This window comes from Nocardia harenae NBRC 108248 (assembly GCF_001612885.1).
In the GTDB taxonomy this organism is placed as follows: Bacteria; Actinomycetota; Actinomycetes; order Mycobacteriales; family Mycobacteriaceae; genus Nocardia; species Nocardia harenae.
Map to the genome: position 1 here is coordinate 58599 of NZ_BDBH01000018.1, position 17335 is coordinate 75933.

Annotated in this window: 20 protein-coding genes; 8 read left to right on the forward strand and 12 right to left on the reverse strand. The window is 73.1% G+C overall.

All coding sequences use genetic code 11. The features are described 5' to 3' along the window. Position 1: 1 nt before the first annotated feature. The 3 genes from NH2_RS27375 to NH2_RS27385 form a co-directional block, all read right to left on the reverse strand. Complete coding sequence (locus NH2_RS27375) at positions 2-856, reverse strand: MlaE family ABC transporter permease (protein ID WP_067660681.1); 855 nt, start codon at positions 854-856, stop codon at positions 2-4. A 116-nt stretch (positions 857-972) separates the two neighbouring features. Then, positions 973-1179: a hypothetical protein gene (locus NH2_RS27380; protein WP_369690070.1), complete on the reverse strand. Its 207-nt coding sequence runs from the start codon at positions 1177-1179 to the stop codon at positions 973-975. Next, positions 1179-1403 carry a hypothetical protein gene (locus tag NH2_RS27385; protein ID WP_067660687.1) on the reverse strand — a complete coding sequence of 75 codons (225 nt, stop codon included), beginning with the start codon at positions 1401-1403 and terminating at the stop codon, positions 1179-1181. Before NH2_RS27385 ends, NH2_RS27380 begins: the two co-directional genes overlap by 1 nt. 193 nt (positions 1404-1596) lie before the next feature. On the opposite strand from NH2_RS27385, the gene NH2_RS27390 reads away from it, so the two are divergent. From NH2_RS27390 to NH2_RS27420, 7 genes are all read left to right on the forward strand, one after another. Continuing rightward, positions 1597-2493, forward strand: a complete 897-nt coding sequence (locus NH2_RS27390; RefSeq protein ID WP_067660689.1) for an oxygenase MpaB family protein — start codon at positions 1597-1599, stop codon at positions 2491-2493. A gap of 81 nt (positions 2494-2574) precedes the next feature. Further along, positions 2575-2844, forward strand: a complete 270-nt coding sequence (locus NH2_RS27395) for a helix-turn-helix transcriptional regulator (RefSeq protein WP_067660691.1) — start codon at positions 2575-2577, stop codon at positions 2842-2844. 1 nt (position 2845) lies between these two features. Beyond that, positions 2846-3382, forward strand: coding sequence for a hypothetical protein (locus NH2_RS27400; protein WP_067660694.1), 537 nt, complete (start codon positions 2846-2848; stop codon positions 3380-3382). 71 nt (positions 3383-3453) lie between these two features. Further along, a complete protein-coding gene (locus tag NH2_RS27405; RefSeq protein ID WP_067660696.1) occupies positions 3454-4350 on the forward strand; it encodes an ABC transporter ATP-binding protein in 897 nt (298 codons plus the stop codon). Continuing rightward, positions 4347-5537, forward strand: coding sequence for an ABC transporter permease (locus NH2_RS27410; RefSeq protein WP_067660699.1), 1191 nt, complete (start codon positions 4347-4349; stop codon positions 5535-5537). The genes NH2_RS27405 and NH2_RS27410 overlap by 4 nt, the downstream gene beginning before the upstream one ends. Before the next feature lie 87 nt (positions 5538-5624). Then, positions 5625-6755, forward strand: coding sequence for a phosphotransferase family protein (locus tag NH2_RS27415; RefSeq protein WP_067660702.1), 1131 nt, complete (start codon positions 5625-5627; stop codon positions 6753-6755). A gap of 2 nt (positions 6756-6757) precedes the next feature. Beyond that, the gene (locus tag NH2_RS27420; protein ID WP_067660857.1) at positions 6758-7870 is read left to right on the forward strand and encodes an Rv3169 family protein; all 1113 of its coding nucleotides are present in this window, start codon (positions 6758-6760) and stop codon (positions 7868-7870) included. Here NH2_RS27420 and NH2_RS29345 read toward each other — a convergent pair whose 3' ends face one another. The 6 genes from NH2_RS29345 to mqo form a co-directional block, all read right to left on the reverse strand. Beyond that, the gene (locus NH2_RS29345) at positions 7871-8188 is read right to left on the reverse strand and encodes a cobalamin biosynthesis protein (RefSeq protein ID WP_169811543.1); all 318 of its coding nucleotides are present in this window, start codon (positions 8186-8188) and stop codon (positions 7871-7873) included. 97 nt (positions 8189-8285) lie between these two features. Continuing rightward, positions 8286-9773, reverse strand: coding sequence for a cobyrinic acid a,c-diamide synthase CobB (locus tag NH2_RS27430; RefSeq protein WP_067660705.1), 1488 nt, complete (start codon positions 9771-9773; stop codon positions 8286-8288). Then, positions 9767-10381: a cob(I)yrinic acid a,c-diamide adenosyltransferase gene (cobO, locus tag NH2_RS27435; RefSeq protein WP_067660707.1), complete on the reverse strand. Its 615-nt coding sequence runs from the start codon at positions 10379-10381 to the stop codon at positions 9767-9769. The genes NH2_RS27430 and cobO overlap by 7 nt, the downstream gene beginning before the upstream one ends. Positions 10382-10400: 19 nt before the next feature. Beyond that, the gene (locus tag NH2_RS27440) at positions 10401-12518 is read right to left on the reverse strand and encodes an ATP-binding protein (RefSeq protein WP_067660863.1); all 2118 of its coding nucleotides are present in this window, start codon (positions 12516-12518) and stop codon (positions 10401-10403) included. Between the two features lie 102 nt (positions 12519-12620). Next, positions 12621-13070 (reverse strand): GNAT family N-acetyltransferase, encoded by a 450-nt coding sequence (locus NH2_RS27445; RefSeq protein WP_067660711.1) that lies wholly within the window; start codon positions 13068-13070, stop codon positions 12621-12623. 12 nt (positions 13071-13082) lie between these two features. Then, the gene (gene mqo, locus NH2_RS27450; RefSeq protein WP_067660866.1) at positions 13083-14537 is read right to left on the reverse strand and encodes a malate dehydrogenase (quinone); all 1455 of its coding nucleotides are present in this window, start codon (positions 14535-14537) and stop codon (positions 13083-13085) included. Between the two features lie 247 nt (positions 14538-14784). On the opposite strand from mqo, the gene NH2_RS27455 reads away from it, so the two are divergent. Continuing rightward, positions 14785-15834 carry an alpha/beta hydrolase gene (locus NH2_RS27455; RefSeq protein ID WP_067660714.1) on the forward strand — a complete coding sequence of 350 codons (1050 nt, stop codon included), beginning with the start codon at positions 14785-14787 and terminating at the stop codon, positions 15832-15834. 1 nt (position 15835) lies between these two features. On the opposite strand, the gene NH2_RS27460 is transcribed toward NH2_RS27455, so the two are convergent. The 3 genes from NH2_RS27460 to NH2_RS27470 all read right to left on the reverse strand — a co-directional run bounded on the left by NH2_RS27460 (position 15836) and on the right by NH2_RS27470 (position 17275). Next, positions 15836-16399 (reverse strand): alpha/beta fold hydrolase, encoded by a 564-nt coding sequence (locus NH2_RS27460; RefSeq protein WP_067660717.1) that lies wholly within the window; start codon positions 16397-16399, stop codon positions 15836-15838. A gap of 211 nt (positions 16400-16610) precedes the next feature. Next, positions 16611-17003 carry a type II toxin-antitoxin system VapC family toxin gene (locus tag NH2_RS27465; protein WP_067660720.1) on the reverse strand — a complete coding sequence of 131 codons (393 nt, stop codon included), beginning with the start codon at positions 17001-17003 and terminating at the stop codon, positions 16611-16613. Continuing rightward, positions 17000-17275 carry an AbrB/MazE/SpoVT family DNA-binding domain-containing protein gene (locus tag NH2_RS27470; protein WP_245650795.1) on the reverse strand — a complete coding sequence of 92 codons (276 nt, stop codon included), beginning with the start codon at positions 17273-17275 and terminating at the stop codon, positions 17000-17002. The genes NH2_RS27465 and NH2_RS27470 overlap by 4 nt, the downstream gene beginning before the upstream one ends. Positions 17276-17335: the final 60 nt, after the last annotated feature.

The window sequence follows — 17335 nt, forward strand, 5'->3', positions numbered from 1 at the left end:
CTCAGATCACCTTCGTCGGGAAGAGCGTGTTGTACAGCTGGGTGAGGATCACGTTGGTGGCGAAGAGCATGAGCGCCGAGGTGACCACCGCGGAGTTCACCGAGTTGGCGACGCCGCCGGGCCCGCCCTTGGTGTGCAGCCCGATGTCGCAGGCGATGATCGCGGTGAGCAGCCCGAAGATCGCCGCCTTGACCAGCGCCACGATCAGGTCGTCGGCGACCGCGAAGGAGGCGAAGGAGCCGATGAAGGAGCCGGGCGTGCCGTCCTGGGCGTAGACATTGAACATGTAGGCGGTCGCGAAGCCGACGAAGACCACGAAGCCGCAGAGCAGCACGCTCACCAGGATCGCGGCCACCAGCCGCGGCGCCACCAGCCTGCGCACCGGGTCGACGCCCATCACCTTCATGGCGTCGATCTCCTCGCGGATGGTGCGCGAGCCGAGGTCGGCGCAGATCGACGACCCCACCGCGCCCGCGATCATCAGCGAGGTCACCAGCGGGGCGCCCTGCCGGATGATGCCGAGCCCGGCCACCGCGCCGATGAAGGTGGTGGCGCCGACCTGGTTCACCAGCGCGCCGACCTGGATCGAGACCACCACCGCGATCGGAATCGCGACCAGCACGGTCGGCGCCGCGGAGACGCCGACCATGAAGGCGCACTGCTTGATGAACTCCTGGTACGGGAAGCGGCGCTGGATGATCGCCTCGACGAGCCCGATCAGCGCGTCCCGGCCCAGCAGCACCTGCCTGCCCAGGGTCTCCAGGGCCCGCTGCGGATGACGGCGCCACAGCCCGCGCAGGTCGTCGAAGGCCCGATCCAGGTCGGTGCGACCGGCCGGTCGCTGGGTGATGGTCACGCTGGCCTTTCTTGCCGGAGCCCTGCGGATGTTAATACTGATTCCACTCACGCGGAGCCGAAACAGCCGGTTGACGTGAGAGACTCGAGCTTGGATGTTTCGCGTAGTTCGCTGTGTCAGAGAGGGAGGAGGGGCAGCGGGTCCTGCCCGGTGAGGCCGCGTTGCAGCAGCACGAGCAGGATGCCGAGCAGCAGCACCGCGGCCGCCGCGCCGGCCAGGACGACGAGCCACAGCCCGAACCGGAGCGCCGGGTTCACCCGGATCCGGCCGCCGAGGACCCGCACCAGGATCACGACGACGTCGATCATCCAGACCAGCGCCATCACGTCATCGTCACGTTCGCGACGAGCAGCACCGGCCAGCACACGATCGACCCGAGGAACGAGACGATCACGTCGATGCCGTGCAGGTTCCGCAGGTGCGCGGTGTGGGTGACGCTCCAGACCACCCCGACGACGCCGTAGGGGATGCCGAGGAGGACCAGCGTCCCGATGAACTCGGACACCTTCATCTCGTAACTCAACAACCGGTCGAGCTTGGCGAGCACGTACCGCTCCTTCCGTTCTCCGCCGCTGCGGAACGCTGCGATAGTACGCACGAAGTAGCCGATCTGGAAAGAACATCCCGACACTTATCTTGCTCTGAACTTCTGAAACGCCACGAAAACACCGGGTATCCGGCTTCTCAGGAGCGCGAATCACCGATAACATACATGGCAGCACCCGATCCGGAGGAGACCGATGACCGCCGCCGAACCGCTGCCCGCCCGCGTGCTGACGCTGGAGCGGACGCGTATCCCCATCCACGGTGCGCACCGTCCGTCCACCAAGCGGCCGCTCGCGATCACCGACGCCCTCGACTTCTGGCAGTTCGCCGGGGCGGCGGCGAACGTGGTGATGCAGATGGCGAACCCGGGGGTCGGCTACGGCGTCGCGGAGAGCCGGGTGGAGTCCGGCTCGCTGCTGAAGCGCCCGTGGAAGCGGGCCCGCACCACCACCCAGTACCTCGCGGTCGCCATCCTCGGCACCGAGGAGGAGCGGGCCGCGCTGCGCGAGGCGATCAATGGGGCGCACCGGCAGGTGCGCTCGGAGCCCGGCGCCCCGGTGAAGTACAACGCCTTCGACCGCTCGCTGCAGATGTGGGTGGCGGCCTGCCTCTTCGTCGGCTTCGAGGACACCTACCAGCTGCTCAACGGCCGGATGAACGACGAGCAGCGGGAGGCCTTCTACGCCACCGCCTCGACGCTCGGCACCACGCTCCAGGTCACCGCGGACCAGTGGCCGCCGAACCGCGCCGCCTTCGACGAGTACTGGGTGCGGGCCTGCCAGGACGCGGTGCTCGACGACTTCGTCCGCGGCTACCTGGACGTGTTGATCAACCTGCGGATGATCCACTGGTACCTGCGAATTCCCTTCCGCGGGCTGCTGAAGTTCCTCACCACCGGATTCCTGGCGCCGTACTTCCGCGAGCAGCTGGGGCTGCGCTGGAGCGCGGCCGACCAGCGCCGCTTCGAGCACCTCTTCGTCTTCGTCGGGTTCGTCAACCGCTTCATCCCGCGGCCGCTCCGGCACGGCGGCAGCCTGACGCTGATGGCCGACGCCCGCAGGCGGATGCGGCGGGACAAGCCGCTGATCTGAGGTCGCCCGCCGCGCGCCGCCACCCCCGGGTGGCGGCGTTTTTTCTTGACAGATTGTTGGGTTTTCCTAATACTTCGATGTATGAGCCCAGTGCGACGGGGGGAAACCCGTCCGATCTTCAATCGCATCGCGGTGCTGCGCGCGGAGCGCGCGCTGAGCCGGGCCCGGCTGGCCGAGCTGGTCGAGGTGAATCCGCAGACCGTCGGAGCGCTGGAGCGCGGCGACCACTACCCGAGCCTGGATCTGGCGCTGCGGCTCTGCGAGGTCTTCGGGCTGCCGGTGGAGGCGGTCTTCTCCCGCACCGAGTTCACGCCGCTGTCGGCCGAGATGTATCGACGTACAGGAGAGTGAGATGTCCGCGACCGATCTACTCGCGACCTACCAGGAATTCCGCACCCGCCGATTCCTGCGGAACGAGGCGCGCACCGGCGCCTGGCTGCCCGGCTGGCGCACCCGTTCCCGGCGCCGGGCGCTGGTGCTCGCGCTGGCCGCGCTCTTCACGGCCATGATCGCGGTCGGCGCGGTGTGCGTGGTGAACATGGAGCTCGGGCCGCTGCTCTGGATTCCGCCGGTGCTGCTCTTCCTGCCGACCTGGACGGTGCTGCAGGTGGTGTCGAGCAGGCAGAGCGACGCGCCGCGGAACGCGCTGGACGAGTACGAGATCGCCGAGCGCGACGCGGCCAGGTCGATCGGGCTCACCATCACGCAGAGCGTGGCCATCATCCCGGTGTTCGCGCTCGTCGCCGCCGCCGCGATGGAGCGGCTGAGCATCGGGTTCGGCTACGCCTGCGGGCTGTGGATGATCACCGCGCTGCTCATCGGCGGCTGCTCCCCGGCCATGATCCTGGCCTGGAACCGGCGCGATATCGAGCCGGAGGTGCCGGCGTGAGCGAGTCGGGCCCGGAGGCGGGAGCGGAGCGTAGCCACGGAGAGCCCTCGCTCACGCCGAAAGCACACCGCGTGCCAGGGACGCTGGAACTGGACGGGCTGCGCAAGCGGTTCGGCGAGGTGACCGCGCTGGACGGGGTCGGGTTCGCGGTGGCGCCGGGCGAGATCTTCGGGTTCGTCGGGAGCAACGGCGCGGGCAAGACCACCACCATGCGGATCGTGCTCGGCGTGCTCGCCGCCGACGCGGGCAGCGTGCGGCTCGGCGGCCGCCCGGTGGACGCGGCGCTGCGCCGCACCATCGGCTACATGCCGGAGGAGCGCGGGCTCTACCCCAAGATGAAGGTCGGCGAGCAGCTCACGTACCTGGCCGAGCTGCACGGGTCGAGCGCGGCCGCGGCGCGCGAGGCGGTGCGGCACTGGACCGAGCGGCTCGGCGTGGCCGACCGGATCGGCGCCACCGTCGACTCGCTGAGCCTCGGCAACCAGCAGCGGGTGCAGCTGGCCGCCGCGCTGGTGCACGACCCCGCGCTGCTCGTGCTCGACGAGCCGTTCTCCGGGCTGGACCCGGTCGCCGTGGACGTGATGAGCGCGGTGCTGCGGGAGAAGGCCGACGCCGGGGTGCCGGTCGTCTTCTCCAGCCACCAGCTGGAGCTGGTGCAGCGGCTCTGCGACCGGGTCGGGATCATCGCGGCCGGGCGGATGCGGGTCACCGGCACCGTGCCCGAGCTGCGCGCGGGCGGCCGGCCCCGGCTGCTGGTGCGGGCGCCCGATGCCGCGCCGGACTGGGCCGCCGGGCTGCCCGGCGTGCTCGGCTGGGAGCGCGACGGCGACCGCACCGTGCTCACCCTCGCCCCCGGCGCCGACGAGCAGGCCCTGCTGGCGGCGGCGCTGCGCACCGGCCCGGTGCGCGAATTCGCCCCGCAGCAGCCGACCCTGGCCGAACTGTACCGAGAGGTGGTGGCGGGATGACCGCGCCGAACCGGTGGCGCACCGTCGCCCTGATCGCCCGGCGCGAGTTCCTGGTCCAGGTGCGCGCCAAGAGCTTCCTGATCAGCACCGGGGTGGTGCTGGCCGCACTGGTGGCCGGGATCGCCGGAATCGCGGCCTTCGGCGGCGGTGACGACGGCGCACGCCGCAGCACCGTCGCGGTGCTGCGGGACGAGACGCTGACGCCGTGGCTGACCAGCTCCGGCGCCGCCGTCGGCATCGAGGTCAGCGTCGCGGTGGTGCCGGACGTGGCCGCCGCGCGCGGCGCGGTCGAGGACGGCACCGTCGAGGCCGCGCTGATTCCCGGCGCCGATCGCGGTGTCGTGTTCACCGAGTCCGGGCTGGACGACGAGCTGCGCGCGGTGCTGGTCGCCGCGCTGGCCGGACGGGCCCAGGAACGGGCGCTGCTGGACCGGGACGTCGATCCGGCGTTGCTGCGCGCCGCGGCCGCCGTCCAGCTGGTCGAGGAGGCCACCGACCCGCCCGACCCGGCGGCCGGGGAGCGCGCGGTGCTCTCCATGTCCGTCGCCTTCGTGCTCTACCTGCAGATTCTGCTCTTCGGGGTGTACGTGGCGATGGGTGTGGTGGAGGAGAAGTCCAGCCGGGTGGTGGAGGTGCTGCTGGCGACGGTGCGGCCGCTGCAATTGCTGTGGGGCAAGATCATCGGGCTCGGCGTGGCCGGGCTGCTGCAGCTCACGCTGTACGGGGTGGCCGCGGTCGGCACCGCGCTCGCCACCGGGGTGCTCACCCTCACCGGCACCGCGCTCGGCACGCTGGCGGGGGCGCTCGGCTGGTTCGTGCTCGGCTTCCTGTTCTTCGCGGTGCTCTACGCGGCGGCGGGCTCGCTGGTCTCCCGGCAGGAGGATGTGAACTCCACGACGACCCCGCTCACCGTGCTCATCGTCGCCATGTTCGGCACCGCCTCGGTGGCGGTGCGCGACCCCGACGGAACCCTGAGCGCCATTCTGAGCTGGGTGCCGCCCTTCTCCGCCATCCTCATGCCGCTGCGGATCGCCGCCGGCGTGGCGACGCCGGCGCAGATCGCGGGCACCGTGCTGCTCATGGTCGCGGTCACCGCCGGGCTCTCGCTGCTCGCCGCCCGGGTCTACGAGCGGTCGGTGCTGCGCACCGGCGCGACCGTGTCCTGGCGGCAGGCGCTGCGCGGCTAGCGGGCGGGTATTTCTGCCCGTTTCCCCCTACGCCCCAACTAGAACACGTTACATTCCCTGCCGAGGCGTGGGAGCAGGAGGTACCGGATGGGCGACGAGGCCGACCCGACGCAGCGACACCGATTGACCGTCAGCGCGGCCGATCTCGACGGATTCGGCGCGCGGCTGACGGCATGGCTGGACGAGCGGGTGAGCGCCGACCACCCGCCCACCGTGACCGTGACCGGCCGCCCGGAATCCGGCGGCATGTCGAGCACCACGATCCTCTTCGACGCGCACTGGACCGTCGACGGCCGCGCCGAGGGCGGCTCGTTCGTGGCCAGGATGGCGCCGGAGGCCGCCGCCTTCCCGGTGTTCCCCGAGTACGACCTGGCCGCCCAGTTCCGGGTGATCGCCGCGGTGGGCGCCGCGAGCCCGGTCCCGGTGCCGCCACTGGTGTGGCTGGAGGAGAGCGCGGAGCCGCTCGGCACCCCGTTCTTCGTCATGCGCCGGGTGGACGGCCGGGTCCCGGCGGACAACCCGCCGTACGTCTTCGCCGGCTGGCTCTTCGACGCCACCCCGGAGCAGCGCGCCGAGGTGGGCAGGGCCACCGTCGAGGTCATCGCCGACGTGCACGCCATCCCGCACCCGGAGGCCCGCTTCGGGCTGCCGACCGGCCCCGGCCTGCCGCTGCGCGCGCACGTGCGGGCCCAGCGCGCCTGGTACGACTGGGCACTCGCCGACGACGGCTACCGCATCCCGATCATCGAGCGCGCCTTCGACTGGCTGGACACGCACTGGCCCGCCGACCCCGGCCCCCCGGTGCTCTGCTGGGGCGATGCCAGGCCGGGCAACATCATCTGGGAGGAGTGGCGCCCGCTCGCCGTGCTGGACTGGGAGATGGCGGCGATCGTGCCGCGCGAGGTCGACCTGGGCTGGATCGTCTTCATCCACCGCTTCTTCCAGGACATCGCCGAGCGCTTCGAGCAGCCGGGGCTGCCGGATTTCCTGCGCCGCGCGGATGTGGTGGCGCACTACGAGGCCCGCACCGGCCACACCGTGCGCGACCTCGACTTCTACCTGGTCTACGCGGCGCTGCGGCACGCCATCGTGATGGCGCGGATCAAGCGCAGGATGATCCACTTCGGCGAGGACACCGACACCGAGGACCGCGACGACTACGTCATGCACCGGGCGAGCCTGGAGGCGCTGCTCGACGGAACCTATCGCTGGGAGTGACCGTGACCGACTACGCCGCGACGCCGGGTCCGCTGGACGAGTACCCCATTCACCAGACCCCGCTGCCGATCGCCAGGGTGAGCACCGGCGACCGCAACTTCTACGACCGCTCCTACCTGAACGCGCACGACCGCGCGGGCACCTTCCTGATCGCCGGGCTCGGCACCTACCCGAATCTCGGTGTGGTGGACGCGTTCCTGACCGTGCGGCGCGGGGACGTCCAGCGCGCGGTGCGCTTCTCCGACGCCATGGGCCCGCGCTCGCTGGAGCAGGGGGCGGGCGGCATCCGGCTGGAGGTGGTCGAGCCGCTGCACCGGCTGCGGCTGATCTGCGAGCACGACGACCTCGCCGCCGATCTCACCTGGACCGGGGCCTTCCCCGCGGTGCAGGAGCAGCCGCACCTCATGCTGGCCGGGCCGCGGCCGGTGCTCGACGCCAGCCGGTTCGCGCAGGTCGGGAGCTGGGCGGGGACGCTGATGGTGGACGGCGCCGATATCCCGGTCGACCCGGCGGTGTGGACCGGGACCCGGGACCGCTCGTGGGGCATCCGGCCGGTCGGCGAGACCGAGCCCGCGGGGCGGGCGGCCGGCGAACCGGCGGGCGGATTCTGGTGGCTCTATGTGCCGCTGCGGTTTCCGGAGTTCGCGGTGGTGGTGATCGTGCAGGAGCTGCCGGACGGGCGGCGCACCCTCAACGACGCGCAGCGGGTGTTCCCGGACGGGCGGGTCGAGCAGCTCGGGTGGCCGCGCATCACCGTCGAATACCGCAGCGGGACAAGGTCTCCGGTGCGGGCGCTGCTGGAGCTGACCACGCCGGACGGCACGCCGCTGCCGATCGAGATCGAGGTCGGGGCCGGGATCGCGCTGCACGTGGGGTGCGGGTACGGCGGTGATCCGGACTGGCAGCACGGGCAGTGGAAGGGGCGGGGGTGGTCGTCGAGCAGCCGGTACGACCTCACCGACCCGGCGATCGTGGCGCGGGCGCCGTGGGGGGTCAGCGATTTCGTGGCGCGGGCGCGGTGCGGGGAGGCCGAGGGGTGGGGGTTGTTCGAGCACGCGAGTATCGGGCGGCACGATCCCAGCGGGTTCGCCGATCTGGGGGCGGTGGCGCCGTAGTCAGTGCGCGACGGCGACGGTGACGGTGCCGCCGTACGGGGTCTTCGGCAGCACGAGCGGGCCGGTGCCCGCGAGCAGGGCGGCGGCCTCGGCCACGCTCGGGTGGCGGCCGGGGTTCGGCACCGCGACCGCGGCGAGTTCGGCCGCGGTGTAGGCGCGGAGCGGGACGCCGAGCCGCTCGGCCGCCGCGCGCGGGCCGGGTTCCGCCGCGCGGGTGTCGAGGGTGGCGAGCAGGGCGATCCCCTGATCGCCGAGGATTTCGCGGAGGGCGGCGAGGATCGTGGCGCCCGGCGTTCCGGGCCGGAGCCCGATACCCACGGTCAGCGGGGCACCGGGCGGTGGCGTGCCCGGGCTGCGTGGCCCCCCACCCGCGGTCGGCGGGGCAGCGGGATCCGCGGCGCGGGCCGCCGGGACTTCAGGCACCGATGCGGGTGGCGGCGAAAGCCGCCGCGGCGGTGGTGAAGCGGGCGATGGCGGTGGGGTCGCCCGCGGGGTGGGTGTGCAGGTAGGAGGCGTGCACCGCGCCGGTGACGGCACCCTCGGTGACGGGGCGGCCGTCACTGCCGCGCCAGCCCCAGGCGCGGACCGGGGCGCCGGTGCGGAGCAGCCGGGTGCGGTGGAATTCGTGGCCGCGCACCCGCTGCCCGGCCCGCCAGAGCGGGGAGTCGGCGAGCGCGACGGCATCGCGGTAGCCGAGGGTGAGCCGGGGGCCGAACTCGGCGTCGGCGTCGATCACCCCGGCCATGCGGTGCCCGTCCAGGGAGCGGGCCAGGTAGAGCAGCCCCGCGCACTCCGCGTGCACCGGGAGCCCGGCCGCGGCCAGCGCGGCGACCTCGCCGAGCAGCGGGGTGTTCGCCGCCAGCCGCTCGGCGTGCTCCTCTGGGAAGCCGCCGGGCACCACCAGCCCCGCCGTCGCCGGTGGCAGCGGGTCGAGCAGCGGGTCGAAGACCTCGACCCGCGCCCCCGCCGCCGCCAGCAATTCGCGGTGCTCGGCGTAGCCGAAGGTGAAGGCGGGGCCACCGGCCACCGCGACCACCGGCCGCTCCCCCGATGGGACCTCCGGGTGGGCCGAGCGTCGTCGGGCTCCGCCCGCCGGATCGCCCGACGACCCTGCCTGCCCGGCGCCGGACGCGCCGCTCACGCGCGGAGCGATGTCGCGCAGGGCGGCGCCGGGATCCCAGGCTTCGCCGCGGACGGTGGCGCCGGCCAGGGCGGCGACGGCGGCGAGGTCGACGTGGGCGGCGACGAGCTCGGTCATGGCCGCGACCGCGGCGTGCGCGGGGGCGCCGTGCTCGACGACGGGGATCAGACCGAGGTGCCGGGAGGGCAGCTCGAGCTCCGCGAGCCGGGGCAGCGCGCCGAGCACCGGTAGCCCGACCCGCTCGCAGGCCGCGCGCAGCACCTGCTCGTGCCGCTCGCTGCCGACCCGATTGAGAATGACGCCGCCGAGCCGCACCCCGCTGTCGTAGGTGGCGAAGCCGTGCAGCAGCGCGGCCAGCGACTGGCTGTGCCCGCGAGCGTCGACCACGAGCACCACCGGCGCCCCGAGCAACCCCGCGACCTGCGCCGTCGACCCTTCCGCGATCGGCCCCGCGCCCGCGTCGATGCGCCCGTCGAAGAGCCCCATGACGCCCTCCACCACGGCCAGATCGCAGCCCCGCGCCCCGTGCCGGTACAGCCCGGGCACCCGCCCGGCCCCGACCAGCACCGGATCCAGATTGCGCCCCGGCCGCCCGGCGGCGAGCCCGTGGTACCCGGGGTCGATGTAATCCGGCCCCACCTTGAACGGCGCCACCCGGTGCCCGGCCCGCCGCAGCGCGCCGATCAGCCCGGTGGCCAGCGTGGTCTTCCCGCTCCCCGACGCGGGAGCGGCGATCACGACCGCGGGAACCGCACTCACCATTCGATCCCGCGCTGCCCCTTGCGCCCGGCATCCATGGGATGCCGCACCTTGGTCATCTCGGTCACCAGGTCGGCCGCCTCCAGCAGCGCGGGCGGGGCATCCCGGCCGGTGATCACCACGTGCTGCTGCCCCGGCCGCTCGACCAGCGTGCGCACCACCTCGTCCACATCCACCCACCCCCACTTCAGCGGGTACGTGAACTCGTCGAGCACGTAGAAGCGGTGCCGCTCGGCCGCGATCCGCCGCGCGATCTCCTGCCACCCGGCCAGCGCGGCCGCCGCGTGATCGTCCGCGCTGCCCTGCTTGCGGCTCCAGGACCAGCCCTCGCCCATCTTGTGCCACTCCACCGGCGCACCCGCCCCGGTCTGCTCGTGCAGCGTGCCGAGGGTGCGGAAGGCCGCCTCCTCACCCACCTTCCACTTGGCGCTCTTCACGAACTGGAACACGGCGATGTCGAAGCCCTGGTTCCAGGCGCGCAGCGCCATCCCGAAGGCGGCGGTGGACTTGCCCTTGCCCGGCCCGGTGTGCACGGCGAGCACCGGCTGGTTGCGGCGCTGCCTGGTGGTGAGGCCGTCGTCCGGGACGGTGGCCGGGATGCCCTGCGGCACGGTAACTCCTTCGGAACGGTCAGGCGGCGGCGCGGACGACGCCCGCGACGGCGTCGCCGGTGAGCTCGGCGAGCCGCACGCAGCCGCCGCCGAGTTCGCGGGCGAGTTCGGCGGCGAGCCCGAGCCGGACCATGCCGCGCTCGCAGTCGACCACCATGGCGGTGACGGCGTCGGCGGCCAGCCCGCGGGCCGCGGCGCGGGCCCTGGGCAGTGGCTGCACCCCGCCGGTCGCCCTGCCGTCGGTGAGCAGCACCAGCATCGGGCGGCGGCGCGGGTCGCGCACCTTCTCCCTCGCCACCAGGGTGCGGGCGGCGAGCAGCCCGGCCGCGAGCGGGCTCTTGCCGCCGGTGCGCAGCCCGGCGAGCCTGCGCACCGCGATATCCACCGACGAGGTGGGCGGAAGCACCAGCTCGGCCGCGCTGCCCCGCACGGTGAGCACCGCGACCTTGTCGCGGCGCTGGTAGGCGTCGCGCAGCAGGGTGACGACGGCGCCGGTGACGGCGCCGATGCGGTCGCGCGCGGCCATCGAGCCGGAGGTGTCGACCAGGAAGATCACCAGGTTGCCCTCGCGACCCTCGCGGTGCGCGCCGCGCAGGTCGTCCGGGGCCAGCCGCAGCGGGCCGGTCACCCGGCCGCGGTCGCGCTGCCGGGGGGCGGCGGCGAAGACGGTGCCGAGCAGGTGCAGGCCGGTGCCGGTGGCGGCGGTGGGGCGGACCACGCGGCCGAGGCGGCTCTCCGCGCGAGAGCGGCGGCCGGGGGCGCCCTCGCCGATGCCGGGAACCTCCCAGCGGGGGGCGGTGATCGTCTTTCCGGGGACCGGGGTGCCCGCGCGCTGCTCGCGCGAGCCGGAGCCGGGGCCGTCCGGCGGGGAGTCGGGGTCGTCGTCGGTGCCGTCGGGGCCGGAGCGTTTCCGGCCGGGGCCGGATCCGGGGCGGCCCGCCGGGCCCGAGCCGGAGCCATCGGCCGGGCCGGAGCCGGGACCGTCGTCGGCACCGAGACCGTCGGCCCGGCCGGCACCCGGGTCGTCGGCGGCCGGACCGCCGAACTCGGCACGCGGGTCGTCTGCGGCCCCGGAGCCGCGCCCGCCGCCCGCGGAATCCGGCCCGCCGCCGTGCGCCGAGTCCCGCCCTTCGGCGGACGCACGGCCCCCAGCGCCGGCGGAATCGGTGCCACCCGCGCCGGACGCCTGCTCCACCTCCGCGGCGGCATCCCGCATGGCCTCGTCCAACTGCCCCTCGGTGATCCCCGGCTCGTCGAACGGATCCCGCCGCCGCCGGTGCGGCAGCGCCAGCTCCGCCGCCACCCGCACGTCCTCCTCGGTGACGGCCTCGGCCCCGCGCCAGGCGGCGTGCGCGGTGGCGGTCCGCGCGACCACCAGGTCCGCGCGCATCCCGTCGACGTCGAAGGCGGCGCAGAGCGCGGCGATCCGGCGCAGCTCCGCGTCGTCGAGCCGGACCCGCGCCAGCCGGTCGACGGCATCGCGGATGCGCAGCGCCTCGGCGCGGTCGGCGGCGGCGTAGCGGGCGGCGAACCCGGCCGGGTCGGCCTCGTAGTCGAGCCGGCGGCGCACCACCGCCATCCGCACGTCGACCTGGCGCGAGGCGGCCACGTCGACGGTGAGCCCGAACCGGTCGAGCAGTTGCGGCCGCAGCTCCCCCTCCTCCGGGTTCATGGTGCCCACCAGCACGAATTTCGCCGGGTGAGTGTGCGAGACGCCGTCCCGCTCGACGTGCACCCGGCCCATGGCGGCGGCGTCGAGCAACACGTCGACCAGGTGGTCGTGCAGCAGGTTGACCTCGTCCACGTAGAGCACGCCGCGGTGCGCGGCGGCCAGCAGCCCGGGGCGGAAGGCCTGCTCGCCGTCGCGCAGCACCCGCTCCAGGTCGATCGAGCCGACCACCCGGTCCTCGGTGGCGCCGACCGGCAGCTCCACCAGCCGGGCCGGGCGCGAGCCGGTCTCGTCCACCACCGGCGGCAGGAGCTGCGCGAGCGCGCGCACCACGGTCGACTTGGCGGTGCCCTTCTCGCCGCGGACCAGCACGCCGCCGATCCCGGGGTGCACCGCGCAGAGAATCAGCGCGAGCTGCAGCCGCTCCTGCCCGACCACCGCGGAGAACGGGAACCCCGCCTCGGCGATCGGGGCGGGGTTCGCGGTCTCGATCTCTTCCACCTGGTACACCGACACGGCTTCGACTCTAGGCGGGGCGGGGGCGCGGCCGGTGGGCGGGCGGCGCCGAACTCACCCGCGCCGCATGGGCGTGTGCGGGATGCCGTCCTCCACGAACTCCGGCCCCTCGGCCACGAACCCGTGCTTGGCGTAGAGCTCGACGAGGTGGCTCTGCGCGTTCAGCCGCACGGCGTGCGAGCCGACCTCGGCCAGCGCCGCCTGCAGCAGCCGGGTGGTGTAGCCCTGGCCGCGGGCCGCGACGGCGGTGCAGAGCCGCCCGATGCGGAACGACTTCACGCCGCCCTCGTGCTCCTCCAGCAGCCGCAGCGTGGCAATGACGGTGCCGTCGTCATCGAGCCAGAGGTGCCTGGTCTCCGGCAGCAGATCGCGGCCGTCCAGCTCCGGGTACGCGCACTTCTGCTCGACCACGAAGATCTCCACGCGCAGTCTCAGCAGCTCGTAGAGGGTGGCGGTGTCGAGATCCTGGGCCCAGGCCCGCTTCAGCGCAACGGTGGAGATCATCGAACCTTGCTATCACACCTGCGCGGGGGCCGCGACTCCGGCGCTGTCCAGGTTCAGCGTCTTGCTGGTCCAGCTCCACACCTCGCGGAACAGCTCGGGGTTGTCGGAGAGCTTGACGCCGAGCGAGGGCACCATTTCGCGCAGCTTCGGGGTCCAGCCCTCGTACTCGCGCGGGAAGCAGCGCTGCAGCACGTCGATCATGGCGCTGACGCCGGTCGAGGCGCCCGGCGACGCACCGAGCAGCCCGGCGATGCTGCCGTCGCCCGCGGCGATCACGGCGGTGCCGAACTCCAGCACCCCGCCCATGCCCTTGCGCCGGATCACCTGGACGCGCTGCCCCGCGGTGATGAGCTCCCAGTCCGTGCCCTTGGCCCGCGGCACGAACTCGCCGAGCGTCTCCACCCGGCCCGCCTCGGACTTGAGCAGCTCGGAGACCAGGTACTTGGTCAGGCTCAGCTCGGTGACGCCAACGCCGAGCAGCGAGAACAGGTTGTCCGGGCGGATCGACTTGAACAGGTCGGTGTTCTTGCCGTCCTTGAGGAACTTGGGGGTCCAGCCCGCGTACGGGCCGAAGAGCAGGCCGTGGCGGCCCTTGATGACCCGGGTGTCCAGGTGCGGCACCGACATGGGCGGGGCGCCGACCGCCGCCTTGCCGTAGACCTTGGCGTGGTGCTGCTCGATGAGGCCGGGGTTGGTGCTGCGCAGGAACTGCCCGCTCACCGGGAAGCCGCCGAAGCCCTTCGCCTCCTTGATGCCCGCCTTCTGCAGCAGCGGCAGCGCGCCACCGCCCGCGCCGACGAAGACGAAGCGGCTGATCAGGGTGCGGGTCTGCCTGGTGCGGAGATTGCGCACCCGCACCAGCCACTGCCCGTCGGACTGCTTGGACAGGTCGAGTACCTCGTGCCCGAAGGCCAGGTCCACCCCGGAGCCGCCGAGGTAGGCGAGGAGTTCGCTGGTCAGCGCGCCGAAATCGATATCGGTGCCCGCGTCGGTCCAGTTCAGCGCGACCGGGTCGGAGAAATCGCGGCCGCGCGCCATGAGCGGCAGCCTGCGGCCGAACTCGTCGGGGCTGTCGATGTACTCCATGCCCTCGAAGAGCGGCTGCGGCGCCAGCGCCTCGTAGCGGGCGCGCAGGTAGCGCACATTGTCTTCGCCGTGCACGAAGCTGACGTGCGGGATCGGGTTGATGAACCGGGAGGGGTCGCCGAGCACGCCGTTCTGCACGCCGTAGGACCAGAACTGCCGGGAGACCTGGAAGCGCTCGTTGATGTCGACGGCCTTGGTGATGTCGACGCTGCCGTCGGGATTCTGCGGGCTGTAGTTCAGCTCACAGAGCGCGGAGTGGCCGGTGCCCGCGTTGTTCCACGGGTCGCTGCTCTCGGCCGCCGCGGCGTCCAGCCGCTCGAAGAGCGAGATCGACCACTCGGGCTGCAGCTGCCGCAGCAGTGCGCCGAGCGTGGCACTCATGATGCCTGCACCGATGAGAACGACATCGGTCTTCTGGGTCTGAGCAGCATTCGGCACGGGTGTCGACTTCCTTGTCACTCTGCGCGGTGGCCCGCGGCTTCCGGCTGGAGGTTACCCACCGTTCACCTGTGCCCAATTGTGCACCTCGGGAATCGGCGTTCCCGCAGCGAACCTGCCGAATGTGACATAAATACCTCCCGGTAGACCGGGCTCGGCAGCGGCCCCCCGCCGCGCTAGATTGAGCAGTGTGACGAACGAAACCTCGCTCGACCCGGCGCGGACCTCGTCCGCCGGCGAGTCGTGGCAGCCGGATGTCCTCGGCACGAACTACCAGCAGCGCACCCTGCCGCTCGGCACCGACCCGGACGGCGAGGGTGAGATCTTCGCCACCCTGGTGCGCTACCACCCGGACGAGATCGCGTCCACCCCCGCTGACGCGGAGACGCCCGCCGTGCTCTATCTGCACGGCTTCACCGACTACTTCTTCCAGCAGCACGTCGCCGAGCACTTCGCCGGCCGCGGCCACCGCTTCTACGCACTCGACCTGCGCAAGTGCGGCCGCTCGCTGCGCGACGGCCAGAGCCCGCATTTCGTCACCGACCTCGCCTCCTACGACGCCGAGCTGGACGAGGCGCTGCGCATCGTGCGCGCCGAGACCGGCGCGCCGGTGCTGCTGGTGGCGCACTCCACCGGCGGGCTGATCCTGCCGCTCTGGCTGGACCGGCTGAACGCGCGCACCGGCGCGGCCGCCGCGGGCGTGATCGGGCTGGTGCTGAACAGCCCGTGGTTCGACCTGCAGGGCCCGGCCTACTACCGCAGCGTCGGCACCCCGGTGATCGACGTGCTCGGCCGCTTCCGCAAGACCGCGGCGCTGCCCGCCCCCGCGATCACCGCCTACGGCGACAGCCTGCACCACACGGTGTCCGGGGAGTGGGAGTACAACCTGGACTGGAAGCCGCTGAGCGGCTTCCCGGTGCGGTTGGGCTGGCTGCGTGCCATCCGCCGCGGCCACGCCAGGCTGCACCGCGGGCTGAGCATCGGGGTGCCCGCGCTCATCCTGCGCTCCCGGCTCACCAAGTTCGCCCGCGAGTACGGCCCGGCCATCGATGTGGCGGACGCGGTGCTCGACGTCGAGCAGATCCAGCGCTGGTCCGGCTGCCTCGGCGACCGCACCAATATCGTGCCGATCGAGGGCGCCAGGCACGACGTCTTCCTCTCCTCGGAGAAGCCGCGCGCCGAAGCCTTCGCCGAGCTGGACAGCTGGCTGGACTGGCTGGCCGCCTTCCGGAAGGGCTAGCTCACCAGGGGCTGGTGCGCAGCACGATCTCGGTCGCGAACTCGTGCACGGCCTCGGCGGCGACATCGTCGACGTCCAGCTCGACCACCCGGAACTCGCCGTAGACGAAGCGGCCGGAGCCGTCGGCGACCGCGCGGGTGGTGCGCTTGGTGACGACCATGGTCACCGGCAGCTCCATCGGCCGCACCGCCGCGTCGGCGACCGCGCCCTCGGTGTCGGCGCCTGCCGGATGGCCGCGGTCGGCGACGGTCAGGCTGATGAAGCGGCCGAAGGGCCCGGCGCAGAGCCGCCAGGCCAGCTCGGCGCCGCGGCCGTACCCGGCGACGTGCGTGTACGGCACGCTCAGCTGGTCGAGCACGGCGTGCAGGTCGGCAGGCGCCAGCCCGTCGATGCTCTCCGGGGTGACGGTGCGCAGGTCGGAGACGTGCAGCCGGGCACAGACCCCATCGAAGGCGTCGGGCGGGGCGCCCGCGTCCGGCAGCAGCAGCACGGTGTGCCTGGAGTCCGGGCCGGCCACCCGCACCGTCCAGGAGCGGTCACCGACCGTGATCTGCCGCACTGTCATGACCGGAAACGCTACACGGCCGGGAGAACCCGCGATGCCGGGTTCGCCCGGATACCGGACGGCCGGGGGAGGCACGCCGGGGCACAGGCGAGCACCGCGTTCGGCGGGCCGCTCGCCGCGTCGGTGCGACGCACCCCGTCGGCGCGGGCGATCCGGGCGACCGGCCATGCGGGACTCGGGAGCATCCACGCGCGCCCCGCGGGCGATCCGCTCAGGAGAGCAGCCGCATCCCCGCGCGGTCACCCGCGTCCCGGTCGAAGGTGACGGTGCGCTCGCACCCCGCCTCCTTGCCAAGCTGCTCGACCAGCGCGTCGGCGAAATCGGCGCCGTCGGCGGCGCGGCGCAGCGCCTGGCGCACGGTGTCGGCCCGCTCGACCACGATCTCGGCCGAGTCCAGCAGCCCGAGCAGCACGTCGGTGACGGCCTCCGGGGTCTGCCGGTAGCCGCGGCGCAGCACCCAGTAGATCTCGGCCAGCACCAGCATGGTGACGTACCCGGGGTCGCTCTCGGTGAGGCCGTCGATCACGGCATTGGCCCTGGCGGACTGCTCCGGGTCGTCCTGGGTGAGGTAGCGGATCAGGACATTGGCGTCGAGCCCGATCATCCGCGCGGCCGTTCCACCACATTGCCCGCGACCGCTGCGTCCATCTCGGCCGGCTCCAGCGGCGCCCCGCCCCAGCCGATGATGCCCTTGAGCGCCCGCACCGTCCTGGTCTCCGGCACCAGCTCGTAGCTGCCGCCCGGCGTGGGCACGAAGGCCACCCTGACCCCGGCGCGCAGCCCGAGCGCCACCCGCACGTCCACGGGAATCGTGATCTGCCCCTTGCTGGTCACCGCCGCGGACAGCACCGGCCCGCCGCGTTTGCGCTCGGCCACCGCACCCCTCCTTACGAACCCCGGGATTCCTTACCAGAAGGTAAGGCGCGCTCTCCGGTT

Coding starts and splice junctions, on each gene's coding strand:
- NH2_RS27380 (WP_369690070.1), bottom strand. CDS start 1,179: ATGGCGCTGGTCTGGATGATCGACGTCGTCGTGATCCTGGTGCGGGTC.
- NH2_RS27390 (WP_067660689.1), top strand. CDS start 1,597: ATGACCGCCGCCGAACCGCTGCCCGCCCGCGTGCTGACGCTGGAGCGG.
- NH2_RS27395 (WP_067660691.1), top strand. CDS start 2,575: ATGAGCCCAGTGCGACGGGGGGAAACCCGTCCGATCTTCAATCGCATC.
- NH2_RS27400 (WP_067660694.1), top strand. CDS start 2,846: ATGTCCGCGACCGATCTACTCGCGACCTACCAGGAATTCCGCACCCGC.
- NH2_RS27410 (WP_067660699.1), top strand. CDS start 4,347: ATGACCGCGCCGAACCGGTGGCGCACCGTCGCCCTGATCGCCCGGCGC.
- NH2_RS27415 (WP_067660702.1), top strand. CDS start 5,625: ATGGGCGACGAGGCCGACCCGACGCAGCGACACCGATTGACCGTCAGC.
- NH2_RS27430 (WP_067660705.1), bottom strand. CDS start 9,773: ATGGTGAGTGCGGTTCCCGCGGTCGTGATCGCCGCTCCCGCGTCGGGG.
- NH2_RS27445 (WP_067660711.1), bottom strand. CDS start 13,070: ATGATCTCCACCGTTGCGCTGAAGCGGGCCTGGGCCCAGGATCTCGAC.
- mqo (WP_067660866.1), bottom strand. CDS start 14,537: ATGAGTGCCACGCTCGGCGCACTGCTGCGGCAGCTGCAGCCCGAGTGG.
- NH2_RS27460 (WP_067660717.1), bottom strand. CDS start 16,399: ATGACAGTGCGGCAGATCACGGTCGGTGACCGCTCCTGGACGGTGCGG.
- NH2_RS27465 (WP_067660720.1), bottom strand. CDS start 17,003: ATGATCGGGCTCGACGCCAATGTCCTGATCCGCTACCTCACCCAGGAC.